12 protein-coding genes are annotated in these 18,825 nt (G+C 64.2%); 5 read left to right on the plus strand and 7 right to left on the minus strand.

The annotated features are described in order from the left end of the window. Positions 1-49: 49 nt before the first annotated feature. The 3 genes from R1Z03_RS21715 to R1Z03_RS21725 all read right to left on the minus strand — a co-directional run bounded on the left by R1Z03_RS21715 (position 50) and on the right by R1Z03_RS21725 (position 6,458). On the minus strand, positions 50-1,447 hold the full coding sequence (locus tag R1Z03_RS21715; protein WP_317355037.1) for a phospholipase D-like domain-containing protein: 1,398 nt from the start codon (positions 1,445-1,447) through the stop codon (positions 50-52). Beyond that, positions 1,444-4,905, minus strand: coding sequence for an AAA domain-containing protein (locus R1Z03_RS21720; protein ID WP_317355039.1), 3,462 nt, complete (start codon positions 4,903-4,905; stop codon positions 1,444-1,446). The genes R1Z03_RS21715 and R1Z03_RS21720 overlap by 4 nt, the downstream gene beginning before the upstream one ends. Before the next feature lie 596 nt (positions 4,906-5,501). After that, a complete protein-coding gene (locus tag R1Z03_RS21725; protein ID WP_317355041.1) occupies positions 5,502-6,458 on the minus strand; it encodes a LysR family transcriptional regulator in 957 nt (318 codons plus the stop codon). Positions 6,459-6,566: 108 nt separating this feature from the next. On the opposite strand from R1Z03_RS21725, the gene R1Z03_RS21730 reads away from it, so the two are divergent. Beyond that, complete coding sequence (locus R1Z03_RS21730) at positions 6,567-7,769, plus strand: MFS transporter (RefSeq protein ID WP_317355044.1); 1,203 nt, start codon at positions 6,567-6,569, stop codon at positions 7,767-7,769. A gap of 176 nt (positions 7,770-7,945) precedes the next feature. On the opposite strand, the gene gloA is transcribed toward R1Z03_RS21730, so the two are convergent. Both gloA and R1Z03_RS21740 read right to left on the minus strand, forming a co-directional pair. Continuing rightward, on the minus strand, positions 7,946-8,362 hold the full coding sequence (gloA, locus tag R1Z03_RS21735; protein WP_284402030.1) for a lactoylglutathione lyase: 417 nt from the start codon (positions 8,360-8,362) through the stop codon (positions 7,946-7,948). Then, positions 8,359-8,910, minus strand: a complete 552-nt coding sequence (locus tag R1Z03_RS21740; protein WP_317355049.1) for a PaaI family thioesterase — start codon at positions 8,908-8,910, stop codon at positions 8,359-8,361. Before R1Z03_RS21740 ends, gloA begins: the two co-directional genes overlap by 4 nt. A gap of 51 nt (positions 8,911-8,961) precedes the next feature. On the opposite strand from R1Z03_RS21740, the gene R1Z03_RS21745 reads away from it, so the two are divergent. From R1Z03_RS21745 to R1Z03_RS21760, 4 genes are all read left to right on the plus strand, one after another. Next, the gene (locus R1Z03_RS21745) at positions 8,962-9,417 is read left to right on the plus strand and encodes a MarR family winged helix-turn-helix transcriptional regulator (protein ID WP_284428359.1); all 456 of its coding nucleotides are present in this window, start codon (positions 8,962-8,964) and stop codon (positions 9,415-9,417) included. A 63-nt stretch (positions 9,418-9,480) separates the two neighbouring features. Continuing rightward, entirely contained in the window at positions 9,481-10,779 is a 1,299-nt protein-coding gene (locus R1Z03_RS21750) for an MFS transporter (RefSeq protein ID WP_317355054.1), read from the plus strand. Between the two features lie 98 nt (positions 10,780-10,877). Then, positions 10,878-12,248 carry an MATE family efflux transporter gene (locus R1Z03_RS21755; protein WP_317360456.1) on the plus strand — a complete coding sequence of 457 codons (1,371 nt, stop codon included), beginning with the start codon at positions 10,878-10,880 and terminating at the stop codon, positions 12,246-12,248. 206 nt (positions 12,249-12,454) lie between these two features. Then, positions 12,455-13,465 (plus strand): tripartite tricarboxylate transporter substrate binding protein, encoded by a 1,011-nt coding sequence (locus tag R1Z03_RS21760; RefSeq protein WP_317355056.1) that lies wholly within the window; start codon positions 12,455-12,457, stop codon positions 13,463-13,465. Positions 13,466-13,472: 7 nt separating this feature from the next. On the opposite strand, the gene R1Z03_RS21765 is transcribed toward R1Z03_RS21760, so the two are convergent. Both R1Z03_RS21765 and R1Z03_RS21770 read right to left on the minus strand, forming a co-directional pair. Further along, on the minus strand, positions 13,473-13,898 hold the full coding sequence (locus R1Z03_RS21765) for a hypothetical protein (RefSeq protein ID WP_317355058.1): 426 nt from the start codon (positions 13,896-13,898) through the stop codon (positions 13,473-13,475). Beyond that, entirely contained in the window at positions 13,899-18,794 is a 4,896-nt protein-coding gene (locus R1Z03_RS21770; RefSeq protein WP_317355061.1) for an RHS repeat-associated core domain-containing protein, read from the minus strand. Between the last annotated feature and the right edge of the window lie 31 nt (positions 18,795-18,825).

An 18,825-nucleotide genomic window follows, 5' to 3' on the forward strand; every position in this document is an offset into this window, starting at 1 on the left:
AACCTGAAAACCGGCCGCCTCCAGTCAAGAGTTAAATCACATCGGCAGTCTAGACACCTTGGTAGCCCTGCTCGATTAGTCGAATCCCCTCGTCGTAGTGCTGGTCAATATAGTGCTGCTTGCGAACCATTTGTCCATACTCGTCCCTCGGTTTATCACGTGGACTGCCTCGGAAGGAGAGCCAGTTGAAGCTCGTGGTCACTGAAAAATCGGTGTCGCACACGAGCATCTTCCGGTGGGTGTTGCCGATGTAGACAAACTTGAAATTTGGGTAGTGCTTCGCCAGGGCGTCTAATGCTCGTTTTGCCTGCTCGGTGATTGCTGGCTTAACGTCGGCGGCCGCGGGCGCTGCAGGTTGTCCCTGACGGTCTCCCTCATCGATGCCGTATCCGATGTGCACCTTCACCCGACGACGGAGCGCTGCTTCAAGGTCCACAAGGAAGAATCGATCTACGACCTGATGCCGAATCCATGGCGAGATGATCAGCAACCTCGATTTGGCGTTCTTGAGGGCATCCCGTAGGACCTGTGGATGCTGGTGGCAAAGCAGCGATTGCAGCGTACTGCCCACGGAGTCCTCAAGCTCGGCAGGGACGGTAGGTTGGCCCGCAACTCTCGTTGCCACCCGCGTCTCCCGTGCGGTCTGCATGACCGACTCTGGCCGGTTGCTCGCGGACTCGGCAAGTAGCCGTGCGCCGACTCGCTCAGGACCGCCAATCTCGCGGAAGGCCTGTTCGTGCGGCAGGGACGCCCCATCCTCTCTCCAGAAGCCAACATCTATAATCGCTGGCTCTGCTGTCCTTCGGTAGAACAACATCAGACATTCGAGATAGCGCAACTCACGACGGTCGATGCTTTGGATGGCGATGAGTTCTTGCTTGAGAGCCAGAGCCGGCTTATTTCGCTCAAGGATGGCGTCGAAGAACTCTAGAGAGATATCTGTCGGCCGAAGCTCGCGAGCATTTACGCCTGGGACTTCAAAGCGCCCCTGCTCAGTCATGTCTCGAGGCTTTGTGAGTTGCTCCGAACTTATATTGACGACCTTGCGAGTCAGCGCATCCCAGCAAATCTGAACTGTTCGCTCGACCGGTAGAACAGAGCAGGCCTCAGCGACCGCGATTCGCCCCGGTGCGGTCAGCTTGACCATGGCATCGGTGCTGCCAATGGGCCGGCTGTACTGCAGATATTCTTTCTTCCCCAGTTCTGCCAGCACCGGCATGAGAGAGCGCTCAGGCAAGCCGAGGAAGCGATAGATCTCGTGGGGCTGGGTGAGGCCTGCTCGCACAGCGCGAAGCACGGCGGTCTCTACTGGCGGCAGCGCGCGAACCTCTTTGACAAGCACGCGCACATTGAGGACGTAGATAGGTAGCCCCGCTTCCTTGAAGCACGTGAGCTGCAGGCCAGGACGACTCTCAGCCGCCTCGTTCAACATCGTTTGGAGCGTCACGGTTTCAACTCCTGAATTTGACAGTCATCGGGATTTCGTCGCATGTGCTCAATGACGTCCTTGAGCGGATTCAAGTCGCCCTTCACAGTCTGGCAGTAGTAATGGTCGCCGACGATGCCGAGTAGCTCTCTGCCTCGGGAGAGCGCAACGTTGATGCGCTCCATCTCCTTTAAGAAACCGAGGCTATCTACCTCGGAGCGGGTGACGGAGAACAGGACCACGTCAGCCTCTCGGCCTTGGAAGGCGTCTACTACGTTGACGTAGATGTCGCTGAAACTCTTCCACTCGTGTCGTCTCGATTGAACGCTTTGATCGAGACGCTGTCGCTGCTCGCCATAGCCCGTCAGTAACGCGACGCTGACTCTCTTTGCAGGAAATTTACCGTTCCTTATTTTGAAGTCTAGTAAGCCAAGTTGCTTCAGGATCTCCTCGACCTCAACATCGTTGTAGTGCGATGTTCCTATTTTTTGCGAGCGGTGCCTTGGCAGCCGTGACGTTGAGAACCACATGACAGGTTTTGGCCAAGCGCTCATCAAATGCTCGGCCGGCGCTCGTTCTACGCTTTTCAGCTGGCCGTTGTAGAAGCACTCGGAGACAAGATTTCCGAGTGCCGGCAACATCCGATGCTGGGTCGTCAGCGTCTTTCGCAGGTCTAGGGGAAGTCCCTCGGTCAGTCGCTGGAACAGCGTTAGTTTTTGGTCTGCCGGGACCAGCCCAAACTTTTCGAGGAGGCCTGCGTTGCCCAGCTCGCGATCCTGAAATGGCGAAAGTTGCTTGTTGTCTCCCACGAGCACTGTCCGATGTGAGCGAGACATCGGCACGAGTACCTCCGTCGGTGTGGCAATCGATGCCTCATCGACGATGCATAGATCGTACGTCAGGTCGTGCTTGCCAGGGACGCTGGCCACGCCAAGGCATGTGCCGGCCACCACCTGAGCGGAGGCCACCACGGCGGCTTTGAACTCGACGCTGCGTCCAAACTCCGCTGACCAATCGGCGTGAATATGCAGCAGGTCCTTGAGTTGAGCCCCTCCCGGCGAGCGGTCGTTGTACTCATCGACCCAGATCCGCAACTCTTCAAGCGGACATTGGGTGAACTCGGCGAAGTCTTCCTTGGACACATATTTCGCAAGTTCGCCCCGGGCCTTGGTCGCGCTCCTATCAAGCTCATCCTGCTCGGCGGTCAAGCCGGTGAGCTCGTCCTTCATCTGCCGCAGGAACTCGGGCAGCAGTGGCTTTACCTTCTGCTCTTCAAGCAGCTTCGCAATTGCTTGGATACGCGATGTGACCTGCTCCAGGCGTGTCTTCAAGCTGCAAAGTTTGTCTAACGCCATAGAACGGTGGACTTGCTCCAGGGGGATGCCCAGCGCGGTGGCACGGTCTTCCAAAAACAATGCACCTGAGGCCAGAGCCCGCTTGCGGAGTACAGGCAGCTGCTCGTCGAGCAGTAGCTCGCGCGTGCTTTGGGCGATGCGGTCATCCTCTCGTTGGCCAATCCTAATGGCTTCGACTTTTCCGCCCGATTGCGAGACGATTCGCTCTAGGGAGTTGTCAAGCGCCACGTGCGTTTGCGATGTCAGCAGTACCCGCGCGTTCGGCTCGCGGCGCAGCGTTTGGAGAACGAGTTCAGTGATGAAAGTGGTCTTGCCTGTGCCAGGAGGACCCTCCACGACCAGCAGATCAGGTCCTGCGTACGCAGCAAGCACTGCTGCCTTCTTGTCGTCGTCAATCTTCGTCTGGATGAAATCGATGTCCTGGGACGGAGGCACGGACACCTTCTCCGGACTCGCAATCAGCTTCCCAAGCTCCGGATTCACAGACCGGCCGAATCTGACAGCCTCCACGGCCGCCCGCTGACGGTCTAATGCCATATCTGTGCGAGTTGAGTCAGTCTCGACACGGCCTGAATCGGGCAGGGCGGTAAGGCTGAGTCTGTTTCGGTCGCTTGGCCGGATCAGCAGGGTGTTTCCGTGCGCTCGCACAACGAGGCCCTGGAAAACGTCCCTTAAACCCGAATCTATAGAGACCTGTTGGTCCAGTAGCACGTTGGCTGTCTGATTGGGCGAGAGGGTCAGCTTCAGGAACTCTTGGAACTCTTCCTTCTTTTCGTACAAGAGGTGCGTTTGCCGCTGCTTTTCCATTGCAGCCTTCGCAGACAGCAGGTCCAGCCATGTGTAGAACAGCTTGCGTTCGCGCTCCTCCAATTGTTGGTGTTTGCGCTTCTCATGTGCCTCGGCGAGTACCTCGCGCATTGCTGCCAACGAAGCGGTTGATGCCGCTGGGGCAGTGCCGGTGATGTCGAATCGGACGCCCAGCTCAAACGCTTGCTTGGTACGTCGCTCGAGCTCCGATGCTGAGTAATCTCGAGCGCTCACGAGAGCCAGCTTGCTGCCGAACTCATCAGGTCGCGCGATGTAGCCATACTTGTCCCCGTAGAGATACATGCTCCAGCCTGGCCGCGCCGGATCTTCAGGCATTTGCTCGCCGACTGCCTGGGCAAGATCTGCGGTCACAAATCGGTCAGCATCAGAATTGTTGATGGCCATGTCGTGCTCAAGCGTCGCGCGGACCTTGTTCGTTAGAACGAAGAGCGCTACCGGCTTCGTTGGCAACGCCTGCGGAGCGGCCTGTGCGAGCTCTGCAATCAACACGGCAGCCATAGCTAGCCGATCGGCAGGACTGTCTGTCGAGAGGCATCGCCGTAGCAGTTGCCGTACGCCAGGAGGAACGTCTACCTCTTCCACGACGCGCTGGACGTCCGCTGCAGTCTTCACTGGCATTGCACTAAGCAAACTTAGGCTCAGAACGGCGAAGCCGAAGACATCGCGGCTGTAGCTGTAGCTGCCGTCATCTGGTTCGGGCGGGGAGAACGGCTCGGATGCGAACTGGGCAAGCGTGACGCCAGGCGCAAGATAGTTCCGGATTTTCGAAATACCGAAGTCGCAGAGGCGGACCTGGCCCTCGGGCGTCAGCAGTACATTGCTTGGTTTGACGTCCCGGTGTGCCACACCGCGGGAGTGGGCGAAGGACAGAGCCTCCAGCACAGGAAGACCAATTGTTTGGTAGTAGCTATCCCAGTCGGGAAATGCAGACTGGGAGGAGGGCGTTTCCAGATACCTCGTTTTGAGATCTTGGTCGACCCAGTCCATCACTAAGTAGTGCACTTCCTCGTCGTCGTCACGCCCAGAGTCTAGGATGCGGATGATTCCAGGGTGCTTCAGCTCCGATAGCGCCTGGACCTCTCGGCGGAACGATTCCTCGACGATGTCGTCCGGCTCACCCGTGACGCGGAAAACCTTTACAGCGACAGTTTCGCCAGTCTCCGTGTCTGATGCTTGGTAAACCTGTGCCAAGCCGCCGCTACGAGGCTTGCCGCGTGTCACGTACCTGCCATCGGCAAGGATTAGCTTCGGCACCTTCAACGTGCTAGCTTTCACTACCGCATCTGAACTCTGCATAAACCTCATTCCTCCCTGATGCGGCACTTTATAGGCATACCGCTGCAGGCGATTCTGACAGTGCTGGGGGAGGTCTGCATAAATCACATCACGATGTGCTCGGCATTAATTTGAAGCCTTGAGACGATACGGTGCATGAAACAGCACTGACTTGGCTTGGGAAAGACGACCATCAGGACCGAGCGGGCTCATGGATCAACAACGTTCGCAAGTAAGCATGTCCGCGTTTGCTGGTACCGAGCAGAGAAGCAACAGGCTTGGGCTGCACTGCGTATCAATGAGGTTCGGGTATCTGCTCGTTCATGTGTTTATTGTGCAGACAGTAAGCTGGCGGCGATTTGATACCAATTCGCAACGGGGCTCTAGTGGTTCTTTAGCCTACAACCACCTCTTGCACCTCTGTGTCTAACGTCTGCTTTTGGCCCCGATTCCGGCCCTGAACGAGCGGCTGCTCCTGGCCCCACAGCGGCCTGTAGGCATCATCGGTCCAAGGTCTGCAACCGCTGCACGGCCGACACCCACACGTCAAAGCTGAAAAGCGGTAGTGGGCCTAACCCCTCGTACTGCTCGAGACCGCTCCCCGCGTGAATCCCATTTCAACGCACGCGCAAATGCTCCGCCAAGTGGCCCAGCAAGCTATCCACCTTGGGCAGCAGCCGTTTGCTGCGCGGCCAGACGATGTGCAGCGGTAATCCCTCCAGATCGTAGTCCGGCAGGATCGGCACCAACTGCCCCGCACGCAGCGCGTCCCCCGCCAGCCAGGTCGCCAGTTGCGCGACCCCCAGGCCCGCCACCACGGCGTTGAGCTGTGCCTCTCCATCGCCCACGACGATGCGGCTGTCCACCGCGCGCCGCTCGGTCGGGCCGGCTCCCTGGGAAATGAGCCAGGGGCTGGCCGTTCCGTCCGCGCGGCCGTAGGTGATCGCGTCGTGCGAGGACAGCAGGTCTTCCAGCGTGGCGGGCACGCCCTTGCGCTCCAGATAGGCGGGTGAGGCGCAGAAGATCAGGCGCTCCTTGCCGAGGAACCGGTGCCCCAGGTTGGCGGGCCAGGTGTCGGCGCCGCCGATGCGCACGGCGACGTCGATGCCGTCATCCACCACGTCCACGAAGCGGTCGGTGAACGAGACGTGCAATTGCACCGCGGGGTGATCCGCCGCGAAGGCCATGAGCCAGGCCATGACCTGGCGGCGGCCGAAGGTGGCGGGTACGTCCACGCGCAGGCGGCCGGATGGCTCGGCGGTGTCGGATGCCAGCACGCGTTCGGCCGATTCGATGTCTTCCAGCACGCGCAGGCAAACCCGGTGGAAGGCGGTGCCGGCGTCCGTCAACTGCAGCTTGCGGGTGGTGCGCTCGAACAGCCGGGTGCTCAGCCGCGCCTCCAGCCGTGCGATGGATTTTCCGACGGCGGAACCGGTGAGGTTCAGCCGCTCTGCCGCGGCCGCGAAGCTGCCGGCGGCGGCGACGGCGACAAACACGTCGATGCCTTTGAGGCGTTCCGAGCTGTTCACGATGGCGGGGCCCTCCAGGGAGTCGATTGCAGAATTTTTCTCCATTGAATCAGGAAAAAGCATCCAACAGAAGAAACCTGGGATTGAATAAGCTGGTGGATCAGCCAGAAGAAGGCTTTGCCCATCCCCATTCCTATCCCCATCCCCATCCGTATGCCCACGCTTGCCACAGAACCCCTCACCACTGAACCCACCGGCACGAAAGCCGGCGCATCGTCCATCGTCGTGCTGGCGGTGGCCGCGTTCGTGATCGTGACCACTGAATTCCTGATGGTGGGGTTGCTGCCGGCATTGGCCCGGGATCTGGGTGTGTCCGTTTCCACGGCCGGCCAGTTGGTGACGCTCTTTGCCGTGGTGGTGATGCTGTGCGGGCCGGCGCTGACGGCGTGGCTGGGCCACATCGAGCGCAAGCGCCTGTTCGTGGCGGTGCTGGTGCTTTTTGCCGTGTCGAATGCCGTCGCGGCGATGGCGCCCAATCTCTGGGTTTTGGCGATCGCGCGCACCGTGCCGGCCCTGGCCTTGCCCGTGTTCTGGGGCACGGCCAGCGAGACCGCCGCGCAACTGGCCGGGCCGCAGCGGGCGGGGAGGGCGGTGTCGACGGTCTACCTGGGCATCTCGGGCGCCATGCTGTTCGGCATTCCGCTGGGCACCCTGGCTGGCGATGCGGTGGGGTGGCGCGCTGCCTTCTGGATCCTGGCGGCCCTGTCGCTGGCGGTGGCCGCGCTGCTGCAGATGGCCATGCCCCGCATGAAAGCCGGCCAGCGCGTGGGCTTGGCGGCGCAGGCACGCCTGCTGCGCCATCCGGCGTTCATCGCCAATGCGGTGCTGTCCGTGGTGGTGTTCACCGCGATGTTCACCGGCTATACCTACCTGGCCGAGCTGCTGGAGCAGGTGGCGCAGGTGCCGTCATCGCAGGTGGGCTGGTGGCTGATGGGCTTTGGCGCGGTGGGTTTGATCGGCAACTGGCTGGGCGGCCTGTGGGTGGATCGCAGGCCCCTGGCGACGACGGCTGCGTTCAGCGCGATGCTGGCGGTGGGCATGGTGGCGGTCATGTGGTTGGCGCGACAACCCATTGGGTTGGTCGCCGCGCTGGCGGTCTGGGGCGTGGCCAATACGGCGCTCTATCCGATCTGCCAGCTGCGGGTGATGAAGTCGGCGCCGGATGCGCAGGCGCTGGCCGGGACGGTCAACGTGTCGGCGGCCAATGGCGGGATCGCGCTGGGCGCCATGCTGGGGGGCGCCAGCATTTCGCTCTGGGGTGTGGGCAGCGTGGCGCTGGCTGGCGCGGTGGTGGCCCTGGTGGCCGTGGCGGCGTGCCCGTGGGTGGCACGGTGGGCCCACAAGGGACAGGGCTAGCCGCTGGAGCCAAAGCCAGGCCTGCCCGCGCGGACGGGCAGGCAGGGGCCAATGGGCCAGGAAAGCGGATCAGGCCGCCCGCCCGGCCGGTCATTTCCCGATCCAGGTCAAATCGGTGCCCAGCGCATGTTTCACTAGGGCATTGCGCTATCAAAACTATAGCTATTAGCCCGCTGTCAGCGCAAACCGGTTCCCGCGCCCACGTCGTTCTTGCGTTCGATCAGCTCGATCTTGTAGCCATCGGGGTCGGTGACGAATGCGATCACCGTCGTGCCGCCCTTGACCGGGCCCGCCTCGCGCGTGACGTTGCCGCCGGCGGCCTTGATCTTTTCGCAGGCCGCATAAGCGTCCGGCACGCCCAGGGCGATGTGGCCGTAGGCCGTGCCCAGGTCGTAGCTTTCGGTGCCCCAGTTGTAGGTCAGCTCGATCTCGGCCTGGCCGGGGTTGCCGCCGTCGAAGCCCAGAAAGGCCAGCGAGTATTTGTACTCGGGGTTCTCGGACTGGCGCAGCAGTTGCATGCCCAGGACGTTGGTGTAGAAATCAATCGAGCGCTGGAGGTTGCCAACGCGCAGCATCGTGTGGAGGAATCTCATGCCCGCGATTGTGCCGGCATCTCGAAGACCAGGCACGTCGTCGTGGCGTGGGCGTAGAGCGTGCCGTCCGGTCCCACCAGCCGGGCGTCGGCGGTGGCCAACTGGCGGCCGCAGTGGATCACGCGGCCTTCGGCGCGCACGCGCGGTACCTTGGGCGTGAGGGCCTTGACTATGTTCACGCTCAGCTCGGCCGTGGTGTAGCCGCGCCCCACCGGCATGCGCGTGTGCACGGCGCAGCCCAGGGCGGAGTCGAGCAGGGTGGCGAACCAGCCGCCATGCACCGTGCCCATGGGGTTGAGGTGGGCCGTGCCCGGCGTGCCCTGGAAGATGGCCGCGCCGTCGCCCACTTCGATGAGCAAAAAGTCCAGCGTCTGCGCGATGGGCGGGTAGGGCAGTTGGCCGGCCAGCATGGACTGCATGACCTCCAGCCCGGTCTTGCCGGCAATCTGCGCCGGCGTGGCAACGCCGGCACCTGGGCCCGCGTTCATTCGCTCCATCACGGCCTGTTCCTGCGCAAGCCACTGCGCCAGGGTGTCTTCTTTCGCCATCGGCATCTCCTTTGATTGCACCTGCAATTGTTGTAGATACAATCATATGCCATGGATGCACCCCAGAAACCCCGAGGCTGTACGAACCTCAAACTACGCCAGGTCACCCGCCTGGTCACGCAGCACTACGACACCGAGGTCGGCAAGACCGGGCTGAAGACCACGCAGTATTCGCTGCTCTCGCACATCCAGAACCTGGGCCCCGTGCGGCCGGGCGATCTGGCGCGTGCCATGCGCATGGACGCGTCCACGCTCACCCGCAACCTCCGGCCGCTGCAGGACGCGGGCTGGGTGGAGGTGGCGGCGGGAGACAACGCCCGCAGCCGCAGCGTGCAGCTCACCGAATCGGGCCGCGCCAAGCGCCAGGAGGCGCAGCGCCACTGGCGCATTGCGCAAGAGGCGCTGAACGAGCGATTGGGCGTGGCGCACGTGGCAGCCCTGCACGCGCTGCTCGACGAAACGGTGCGCTTGCTGGATGTCGGCGCGGCTGCTGGCGTGCAGCCCTGATCGGTTTCGACCGAACGGCATCTCCGCTACCACACCATACCTTCTTCACCCAAAGGCCCGCCCATGCTGTCCCAATCCGCCGCACGCTGGCTGCAGCGCCATGGCATCCACTACGGCTGGCTGGTGGCCGGCATCACCTTCCTGACCATGCTGACGATGTCGGCGGCGCTGGGCCTGCCGGGCGCGATGCTGCAGCCGCTGTCCAGGGAGTTCGGCTGGACGACGGACCAGATCTCCACCGCGCTGGCATTGCGTTTTGCGCTGTTCGGGCTGATGGGGCCGTTCGCCGCAGTGCTGATGGAGCGCTGGGGCCTGCGGGCGGTGATGTGCCTGGGCCTCGCCCTGGTGGGCACCGGCATGGCGCTGGTCACGCTGGCCAGCCAGCTGTGGCAATTGTTCGTTCTGTGGAGCCTGCTGCTGGGCCTGGGCACCGGCCTGACGGCGCTGGTGTTGGGCGCGGTGGTGGCCAACCGCTGGTTCGTCGCACGGCGCGGTTTGGTCGTCGGGCTGCTGACGGCCAGCGCAGCGACGGGGCAACTGGCGTTCCTGCCCTTCGCGGCCTGGATGATCGAACACTGGGGTTGGCGCTCCGCCATCGCGCCGATCTTCATCGCCTGCGCGGCAGTGGGCATGATGGCGCTGGCCTTCGTGCGCAACCGCCCGTCGGACCTGGGCCTGGCAGCCTATGGCGACACGGCGCCGGCCGCGGCGACGCCCCCGCCACCGGCCATGGCGATGAACTTCGCCACGCCGTTCAAGGCATTGGCCGAGGCATCGCGCAGCGGCACGTTCTGGATTCTGTTCGCCACCTTCTTCATCTGCGGTTTGTCCACCAACGGGCTGCTGCAGACCCACTTCATTTCGCTGTGCGCGGACAACGGCATGGGCGCCGTGCCCGCCGCGTCGGTACTGGCGATGATGGGCGCGTTCGATTTCGTGGGTACGGTCCTGTCGGGCTGGCTGTCCGACCGGTACGACAACCGCAAGCTGCTGTTCTGGTACTACGGCTTGCGTGGCCTGTCGCTGTTCTGGCTGCCGCATTCCGAGTTCACGTTCTACGGATTGGGCCTGTTCGCCATGTTCTACGGGCTGGACTGGATCGCCACCGTGCCACCCACCGTCAAGCTGGCCGGCGCCACGTTCGGCCCGCAAAAGGTCGGACTCGTCTTCGGGTGGATTTTCGCGGCCCACCAGATCGGCGCGGCCGTGGCGGCCTGGGGCGCGGGCCTCACGCGCACGCTGCTGCTGACCTACACCCCGGCGCTCTACGCGGCGGGTGCGGCCTGCCTGCTGGCGGCCGGCCTGGTGCTGCTGATCCAACGGCCGGCCCGGCCCGCAAAAGCCGTGGCACAGCCCGCCTGACCGGAGTCGCCATGTCTTCCACCGCCACATCCGCCTCTGCCCTGGCTTCGGCTTCTTCGGCGTCAGAGCCGCCCCAGCTGGATCCACGCACCCGCCGCATGCTGGAGGCGCCGCTGGCGCCCTTGCTGTTGCGCATGGCGGCGCCCAACGTCCTGATCATGGTGGCGCAGGCTTCGGCGGGCCTCATCGAAACGTGGTTCATCGGCCGCCTTGGTACTGATGCGCTGGCTGGCATGGCGCTGGTCTTTCCCATCGTCATGCTGATGCAGATGACGTCTGCCGGCGCCATGGGCGGTGCCATCGCGTCCGCCATCGCGCGCGCTTTGGGCCGCCGCGACCTTGCGCAGGCTGAATCGCTGGCGTGGGCCGGGCTGGTGATTGCCATCGCCTTCGGCTTTTTGTTCACGGTGGTGCTGTGGTGGGGCGGGGCGGCGCTTTACCGTTCGATGGGCGGGGAGGGCGCGTCGCTGGAGGCAGCGCTCACCTATTCGCACACAGTGTTTGCCGGCGCGGTGCTGGTGTGGCTGTTCAACGCATTGTCGGCGGTGGTGCGCGGAACGGGAAACATGGCGCTGCCAGCCAAAATCACGACCGCCGGCACGGTGCTGCTCGTGCCGCTGTCGCCAGTCCTGATCTTCGGCTGGGGGCCGATTCCCGGCCTGGGCATTGCCGGGGGCGCGCTGGCGCTGGTGTTGTATTACCTGGGCGGAACGCTGGCGCTGTGCGCGTATCTGCGTTCGCGTCACAGCTTGCTGCGGCTGTCTCGCCAAGGGCTTCAATGGCGCGGCGCCTTGTTCGGCAGCATCTTGCGGGTTGGGCTTGCAGGCGCCGTATCGACGCTTGCCACCAATCTCACCATTGGCATCGCCACGGGACTGGTCGGGCATTTCGGGCCGGCCGCCATTGCAGGCTATGGCACGGCATCGCGGCTGGAATACATCCTCGTCCCCTTGGTGTTCGGACTGGGGGCGCCACTGGTCACACTGGTCGGCACATGCCTGGGCGCTGGCGACCGCGCCCGCGCGCTGCGCGCGACCTGGATCGGCGCAGCCGTCGCGTTTGTACTGACCGAGGGCATCGGCGTGACCGCCGCGCTGTTTCCCCATGCGTGGCTTGGCCTGTTCGGTTCCGATCCCGCGATGCTGGAAGCCGGCGCCCAATATTTGCGGATCGTAGGACCGGTCTACGGCTTTTTCGGACTGGGACTGGCGCTGTACTTTGCGTCACAAGGCGCCGGGCGGCTGGCTTGGCCGGTGGGCGGAAACGTTGCGCGTTTGATGGTCGCTGGCATCGGCGGCTGGTGGGCGATGGAATCCGGCGGAACGCTGATCCAAGTGTTCACGGCCCAGGCGGTAGCGCTGGTGGTGTATGGGTCGATGAATGCGATGGCCATCGCGGGCGGCGCTTGGTTCGGCCGCGTGGGTTGGCCCAAGCTAGATATGACGGCCAAGACAGGATCGTCAGGCTGACGCGGGACAGGAATGGGTCGATGCAAACTCTCAGCACTGATCCATAACTAGATACGATGTATATTATGTAAAATCACTAAAGCACGGATGCTTGCGTGATCTGCTTTGAGTCTCACCATGCCACGCCCACCTTGCATTAAGCTGAGCAAGCCCCTGCATCTGCATCACCCGCAGTTTGCTTGACTACAACGATATGGAGACAAGCCATGCGCATTTCACATCCGGCGGTACTCAGCCGCCGTCGCCTCGTTCTCTCAGGCTCTGCAGCCGCCGTTTCGGTTCTGCCATGGCGCATCGGGAGTGCCCAATCCACCTGGCCCACGAAACCACTGCGACTGGTGGTCCCATTTGCGCCCGGCGGCAGCTCCGAAATCGTGGCCCGCGCGGTCGCTGCAGAAATGTCCAAGACCATCGGTCAGAACGTGTTCGTGGACAACAAGCCGGGCGCTGCAGGAAACATCGCCATGCAGGAAGTCGCCAACAGCACCGACGAGCACACATTGATCCTGGGCCATATCGGTACGCTGGCCGTCAACCCCTACATCTTTCCGAAGCTGCCATACGACGCCAACCGTGACTTTGCGCCCATCACGCTGGTGTCCAAAGTGCCAAGCTTGTACGTGGTGCATCCGGATCTGCCGATCAAGAGTCTTTCGGAATTCATTGCCTATGCAAAAGCCCGTCCGGGCCAGCTCAATTACGGTTCTGCGGGAAATGGCAGCGCTGGCCATCTGGCATTCGAGTATTTGAAGATGGTGACCGACACGTTCATGTTGCACGTGCCGTATCGGGGAACGGGCCCCATGCTCACCGACCTGATGGCCGGCCGTCTGCAGGCCGCAGCCGTGGGCGCACCGGCCCTGCTGCCTTTCATCAAGGCCGGGAAATTGCGCTGCATTGCCACGGGAACCGCACAGCGGCTTCCCCAATTGCCGGATGTGCCCACGGTGGCTGAACAGGGGTTCAAAGGTTTCGAAATGACCCAGTGGTACGGGTTGATGGCCCCCAGCAAATGGCCCAAAGCCCATCTGGCCAAACTGGAAACCGAGGCCGTCAAGGCAGCGCGAAGCTCTCTGGTCAAGGAAAAGCTGTCTCAGGAAACGGCTTTGGCGGTTGGAAACACCAGTGCGGAGTTCGACGCTTTCATCAAATCAGAACAGGCTCGCTGGAAACCCGTCATTGCGCGCGCCCAGATCAAACCCGAAGGAATGGGCTGAAGATCAGCTAAGCGCGGCGAAAAAAAGGCCACTGACTCGTGTCGATCGAGAAATCACTGGACTCTTCATCGCCACGAAACTCAAGGCGATTGAGGAAGGGGTCCAAAACGACCGCGGTGAAGCCTCCTGGATCGAGTTGCAGCAATTCGATGGACACGCCTTGGTGCATCCAGCGCTCGCACAGCGAGAGAAAGTCGCCATTCAGAAAGATGCTGCACAGCGATGACGGCTGGAGCGCGTTGATTTGTTCAACGTGCTCCACAAACTTGAGTTGCAAACGCACCAAGCCGTCTTCTGCCACCCAAAACTCGCTGTAGCTTCTTTTGAACCCGAGGTCTTTCTCGTAGAAATTTCGCGCTCGTTCTTCGCCATGGCGCGGTATCGGCACATGGATCCACGTGGCGATGTACTCGTTGGAAAAGGAAGAATCCATTCAGCATCCCAGTTTGGATTTTGGCCGGCCGCTCACAGGCGCCGCGGCTCGCGCGGCAGCAATGGCCGCTGCGTTTCCTCGCGCCGGTTTGACGCCAAGGTCCGTCAAGGCCTGTTTCTCCGCAAGGTAAAAAGAGCTTCGATTTTCTGCGCCATCAGCCCCGATATCGATGAATTTATAACCTTCTGCATGGCGATCATTGATCCAGTCGATATTGCCTTGCACGGCCTTGCGCTCCCATTCGTAGGAACTCATGGTTTCGGTGGAGGCGCCACTGGAACGGATGACTCCAGGCCAGTCCTTCTTGATCGTTCTGAACTCGTGTCCCGACAGCCGGGGGTTCTCTCTCATCGCCTTGGCATAGGCCTCCACGGCGCCCTGCCCCTCTCCGATGATGACGTACTTTTCCAGGCCCCAAGGGTCGGTCCACCGCAATGGATTGTCCGCATAGAGATGCAGATGGCTGCCACCCGCCAGCCCGATGGGGTCGGCGCTGATGAAGCGCCCGATGTCCGGGTCGTAGAAGCGGAACGTGTTGTAGTGCAGCCCTGTGTCACGGTCCAGGTACTGCCCCTGCAGCCGCAGGTTCTGCTCGATCGCCTCGCCCCGGCCGTGCGCCTGCGCCTCGGGGATGGCGCTGCCGTCGATGCGCACCGCCTCCCACTGCTCCTTGAGCGCCCCGCCCCAGGTGCGGTAGCTGGCGCGCCAGCGCACCTGGCCCTCGGGGTCGGTCAGTTCCTCCGGCAGGCCCGAGGGGTCGGCATGGAAGTAGTAGATCTGCGCGCCGTCCGGCGCCTCTTCGCGTGGCGCGGCCTGTTCCCTGGCCCGCCCCGTGGCTGGCACCGTCGCCTGCACAGCTTCGACCGCCCTGCCCCCTTGCGCATCGATGCGCGCCAGCGGCACATAGCCGCCCGGCTCGTACACATAGCTGGTCACCCGCGTCCCGCGGCGTTCCTCGATCAGCCGCATTCCCTCCCACACGAACTCCGTCACTCCGAACGCGTCCTCGCTCGCCACCCGCCGCCCCAGCGCGTCGTAACGGTAGCGCGTGACCTGGCGCGTTGCCTCGGCCGTGCCCGGGCGGCGCACCGTGGTCACGGCCACCAGTTGGTCCTCCGCATCCCACTCGAAGTGCTGCAGCGTGTGCCGCCCGCTCTTTTTCTGGACCAGGCGGCCCAGGCCGTCGTAGGCGTAGCGCTTGTCTTCGTACACGCGCACGAGGTTGTCGCGCAGGTAGCCGCGCGAACCGGCGCCCGCCGGTCCCGCTCCCACCCCATGACTTGCCTGCGAGTCCATCAGGTTGCCGGCGGGGTCGTAGTCGAAACGCTCCTGCGTGCGCTCGGGGCCCGAGGCGCCCGATGCATTCGGCGCGCCCTGCCCGGCCCCCGGCCCCATGCGCAAGGCCTGCAGCACCCGCCCGGTGCCGTCGTACTGGAAGCTGCTGCGCCCCTTGTGGCTGTGCACGCTGTCGCGCAGCTCGCCCGCCGCGCCGTAGCGGTATTGCTTGAGCAGGCCGGTGGCATGGCTGGGGCCGTGCTCGGCCAACTCCACCTGCTGCTGATGCCACTCGCGCTCCCAGCCCTCCGCCTGCAGGCCCGCATCCGAGCGCGTCCAGCTGCCAACGCGCCGCCCCAGCGGATCGAGCAGATAGCGCGTTCCCAGGCTGCCCTGGCTGCGGTGCACTTCGCGGTGCAGCGCATCGCGCTCGAAGTCGGCGATCAGCCGGTGCGCCTCGCTCGCCGGCACGGCAGTCAGGTCATCGCCTTCTTCTCTTGCCGCTTCGCCCCCTTCAACCGCTTCGGCCGCCAGCGATTCCCGCAGGCCCAGGCCGATGCGGTGCAAGTGCCCCGAGCCGTAGCGCAGGTAGTTCACGCTGCGCTGCAGCACCCGGCCGCCGGGCCGGGCGACGGCAGGCAGTTCGGTGCGCGTGCGGTGCCCGAGTGCGTCGTGCGCGTGGCGCAGGCGGTGGGTGTGCCCGGTGACCGCATCCGTGGCGTGCTCGGCCACCAGATGGCCCACGGCGTCGTATTCGAAGCGCACGGTGTGCAGCAGCTCTTCCCGGGCGGGATCCTGGTGGTCAGGTTCGCCATCTCCTTCTTCTACCACCCGCAGGCGCGCGGCCTCCACCACCCGCCCCGCGGCATCGTGCCGGTAGCGCAGGATCTGGCCCTGGCAGCGCTTTTCCATGAGGCGCCCGAGCGCGTCGCGCACGATTTCGGTGCGCCGCGCGGGCATGGCGCTCTGCACCTTAAGTCCTTGCGCCAGGGTGCCTTCGGCGGCCTGGGTTTCGATGTCCCCGAACACGTCATCGCCCCCGCCCGCGTGATGGGTGATGGCGGTGACCTGGCCGTCGGGGTTGTATTCGAGCGCGATGCGCGTGCCGTCCAGGCGCACCTCTTCGATAAGCCGGTCGCCAGCGTCGTAGCCGAAGCGGTAGCTGGCGCCGTTTTCTGTCGTGAACTCGGCCATGCGGTGCGCCGCGTCGTAGCGCACGCCACTTTGCCGCCCTTCGGCGTCCACGCGCCACAGGCGCTGGCCCCGCGCGTTGTAGCCATAGCGCGTGGCGCGCGAGAGTGCATCGGTGTGCTGCACGAGGCGCCCGGCGCTGTCGTGCGCGAAGGTCTGGCTGCTGCCGTCGGGCAGGGCCACGGACACGAGGCGCCCGCGCGCATCGAAGGTGCTGCGGGTGACCTGCCCGAGCGCGTCGGTGACACTTTGCAACTGCCCATGCCCGTCGTAGGCGTAGTGGGTGCTTTGTCCGGAGCAGTCGGTGTGGCGCATGAGCAGCGCGCGCTCGTTCCACACGAGGGTGCTGCGCCCGCCCCGCGCGTCGGTGATCTGCACGGGCAGGCCGCTGGCGTCCCAGGCGGTCTCAGTGGTGCGGCCGTCCGGCGTGGTTTCGGTGGTGGGCAGGCCCCGGTCGTCGTATTCCCAGCGCCAGGTGGCGCCGTCGGGCCCGGTCACGCGCAAGGGCACGAACCAGCGGCTGTCCCACAGGGTACGTGTGAGGCGGCCCAGCGGGTCGATGATGCCGGTCTGCAGGGCGTTCTCGTCGTACTGAAACGTGATGGTGGCGCCGCTGGGCCGTGTGCAGGTGAGCAGTTCGCGCCGCTCGCTCCAGCGCAGCTGCCAGGTGTGGCCCAGGGGGTTCTGGTATCGGGTGAGGTTGTGATGGCGGTCCCATCGCCAGCGCTGGCAGCGGCCCAGCTGGTCGGTGGCGGTCGTTTCGCCGCCGGTGGATTGCGCCCCCCGGTTCGCAATGCCGTCCTCGCCGGTCAGGGTGTAGGCGATGTCGTAGGTTTCGCCGTCCTCGGTCCAGTGGCGCACGACGCGGCGGTCGCGCAGGCGCTGGCCCTGGGGGCCACGCGCGCCGTCCTGGCGCTCGGGGCCGCTGGCCTGCGCGGCGCTCTCCCAGGCGTAGTGGCACGCAAAGCCGCCGGCATCAACCTGCAGGACCATAAGGCGTTCGGCATAGGCAAAGCGCCGGGTGAGGCTGCGCGTGCGGTCGAGCACTTCGGTGAGCTGGCCAGGCACGGGGTCTTCGGGCGAATGACCGGGGCCCTGGCGATCCTGATGGGGACTCTCGGCCGCATAGCGGTAGCTGGCGAGCAGGCCCAGCTGCTCGCCGGGGGCGGCCTGTACCAAGTGGATGGACTGCACCTGGCGGGCCTGCCCCGCGTAGTCCAGCCGCAGCACCCGCCCCAGGTGGTCGGTGAGGCCCACCAAGCGCCGCGCGCTGTCGTAACGCAGCGCGATCCAGTGCCCGAAACGGTCGCGCAGGCGCAGGAGCTTGAGGACATGGGTGCCGGGCTCTTCGGGCGCCGGGCCGAATTGCTCGTGGATGTGGTCGAGGCCGCTGACTTCGAAGTGCCCCCCGGCGGTGCACCCAACGATGAAGCCCTCTCCAGTGTTGAAGAGGGCGTTGCCTGGTTCGACCCAGGGCAGCTCGATGTGCCGCCCCTGCGGATTGACGTAAACGAGGCGCCCGGCCTGTCCACTGCCGGACGCTGGGCGAACCACGTGCAGTTCGATGTCGTAGGGCACGCTCCAGCCCTCGCCGTGCGCGGTGTCCTGACGGTGGTCGTGGTTGCTGTAAAAGCGCCGCCATTCGATGGGCAAAGGCCCGGGGAGCACGAAGTCGGTGTCGCGGCTGCCGTCCAGGACCTTGCCGCCCGTCGCGGGGTGCACGGGATAGCCGATCAGGGACCGGAACCCGCGCCCGAGCCACTCGCCGGCCATGCCGACGACGGCGCCCATGGCCAGGCACCCCACCCGCCCCAGGAAGTTGCCACGCCCCATGGCCAGGCCGACACCGATCTCCAGCGCGGTCTCCCACCACAGCTTGTCGTCGGCGACGTTGAGGTAGGCAGTCTTGTTGCCGCCGAAGAAGACGGTGTCCGCGCCGGTGGCGATCTGCGCGGCGCACATGAGCTTGTCGCCCTTGCGCGCAGCGGGAAAAGTTTCGATGAAGACGCTGTCGGTGCCCTCGGCGATGAAATTGGGATTGGGAGAGGAGTGCTTGGTGCAGGCGGTGAAATCGGCGACGGCCCGCATGGCCAGGCGTTTTTCGATGAGAACGGTGCCCGCCCCCTGCGCGCCCAGCTTGCCCGTGATCTCCAGTTCACCGATGTCCTCGGTCATCTCCTGGATCTTCTTTTCCTTGTAGCTGCTCCAGCCGGTCGCCCCTCCGATAAAGCCGGCCAACAGGCCGCACGCCAGGATCGCCCCGCAGCCCATGGTGGCCACCGATACCCCAGCCAACAGCGCCACCGCACCTGCCACCAGCAAGGTCTCCACCATCCCCGACGCCAGCCGCAACCCCACCCGCGCCAGCCTCGACCACACCGACACGTGCCCGATGTCGTCGCCCAGCCTCGCCGCCGCCAGTCCACCCATGTTTTGTCTCCATCTTTTTTCAAGCCGTGCC

Origin of the sequence: Acidovorax sp. BLS4 (genome assembly GCF_032929295.1) — a bacterium.
Classification (GTDB): domain Bacteria; phylum Pseudomonadota; class Gammaproteobacteria; order Burkholderiales; family Burkholderiaceae_C; genus Paracidovorax.

Coding starts and splice junctions, on each gene's coding strand:
- R1Z03_RS21720 (WP_317355039.1), bottom strand. CDS start 4,905: ATGCAGAGTTCAGATGCGGTAGTGAAAGCTAGCACGTTGAAGGTGCCG.
- R1Z03_RS21725 (WP_317355041.1), bottom strand. CDS start 6,458: ATGGAGAAAAATTCTGCAATCGACTCCCTGGAGGGCCCCGCCATCGTG.
- R1Z03_RS21730 (WP_317355044.1), top strand. CDS start 6,567: ATGCCCACGCTTGCCACAGAACCCCTCACCACTGAACCCACCGGCACG.
- gloA (WP_284402030.1), bottom strand. CDS start 8,362: ATGAGATTCCTCCACACGATGCTGCGCGTTGGCAACCTCCAGCGCTCG.
- R1Z03_RS21740 (WP_317355049.1), bottom strand. CDS start 8,910: ATGGCGAAAGAAGACACCCTGGCGCAGTGGCTTGCGCAGGAACAGGCC.
- R1Z03_RS21745 (WP_284428359.1), top strand. CDS start 8,962: ATGGATGCACCCCAGAAACCCCGAGGCTGTACGAACCTCAAACTACGC.
- R1Z03_RS21750 (WP_317355054.1), top strand. CDS start 9,481: ATGCTGTCCCAATCCGCCGCACGCTGGCTGCAGCGCCATGGCATCCAC.
- R1Z03_RS21755 (WP_317360456.1), top strand. CDS start 10,878: ATGCTGGAGGCGCCGCTGGCGCCCTTGCTGTTGCGCATGGCGGCGCCC.
- R1Z03_RS21760 (WP_317355056.1), top strand. CDS start 12,455: ATGCGCATTTCACATCCGGCGGTACTCAGCCGCCGTCGCCTCGTTCTC.
- R1Z03_RS21765 (WP_317355058.1), bottom strand. CDS start 13,898: ATGGATTCTTCCTTTTCCAACGAGTACATCGCCACGTGGATCCATGTG.
- R1Z03_RS21770 (WP_317355061.1), bottom strand. CDS start 18,794: ATGGGTGGACTGGCGGCGGCGAGGCTGGGCGACGACATCGGGCACGTG.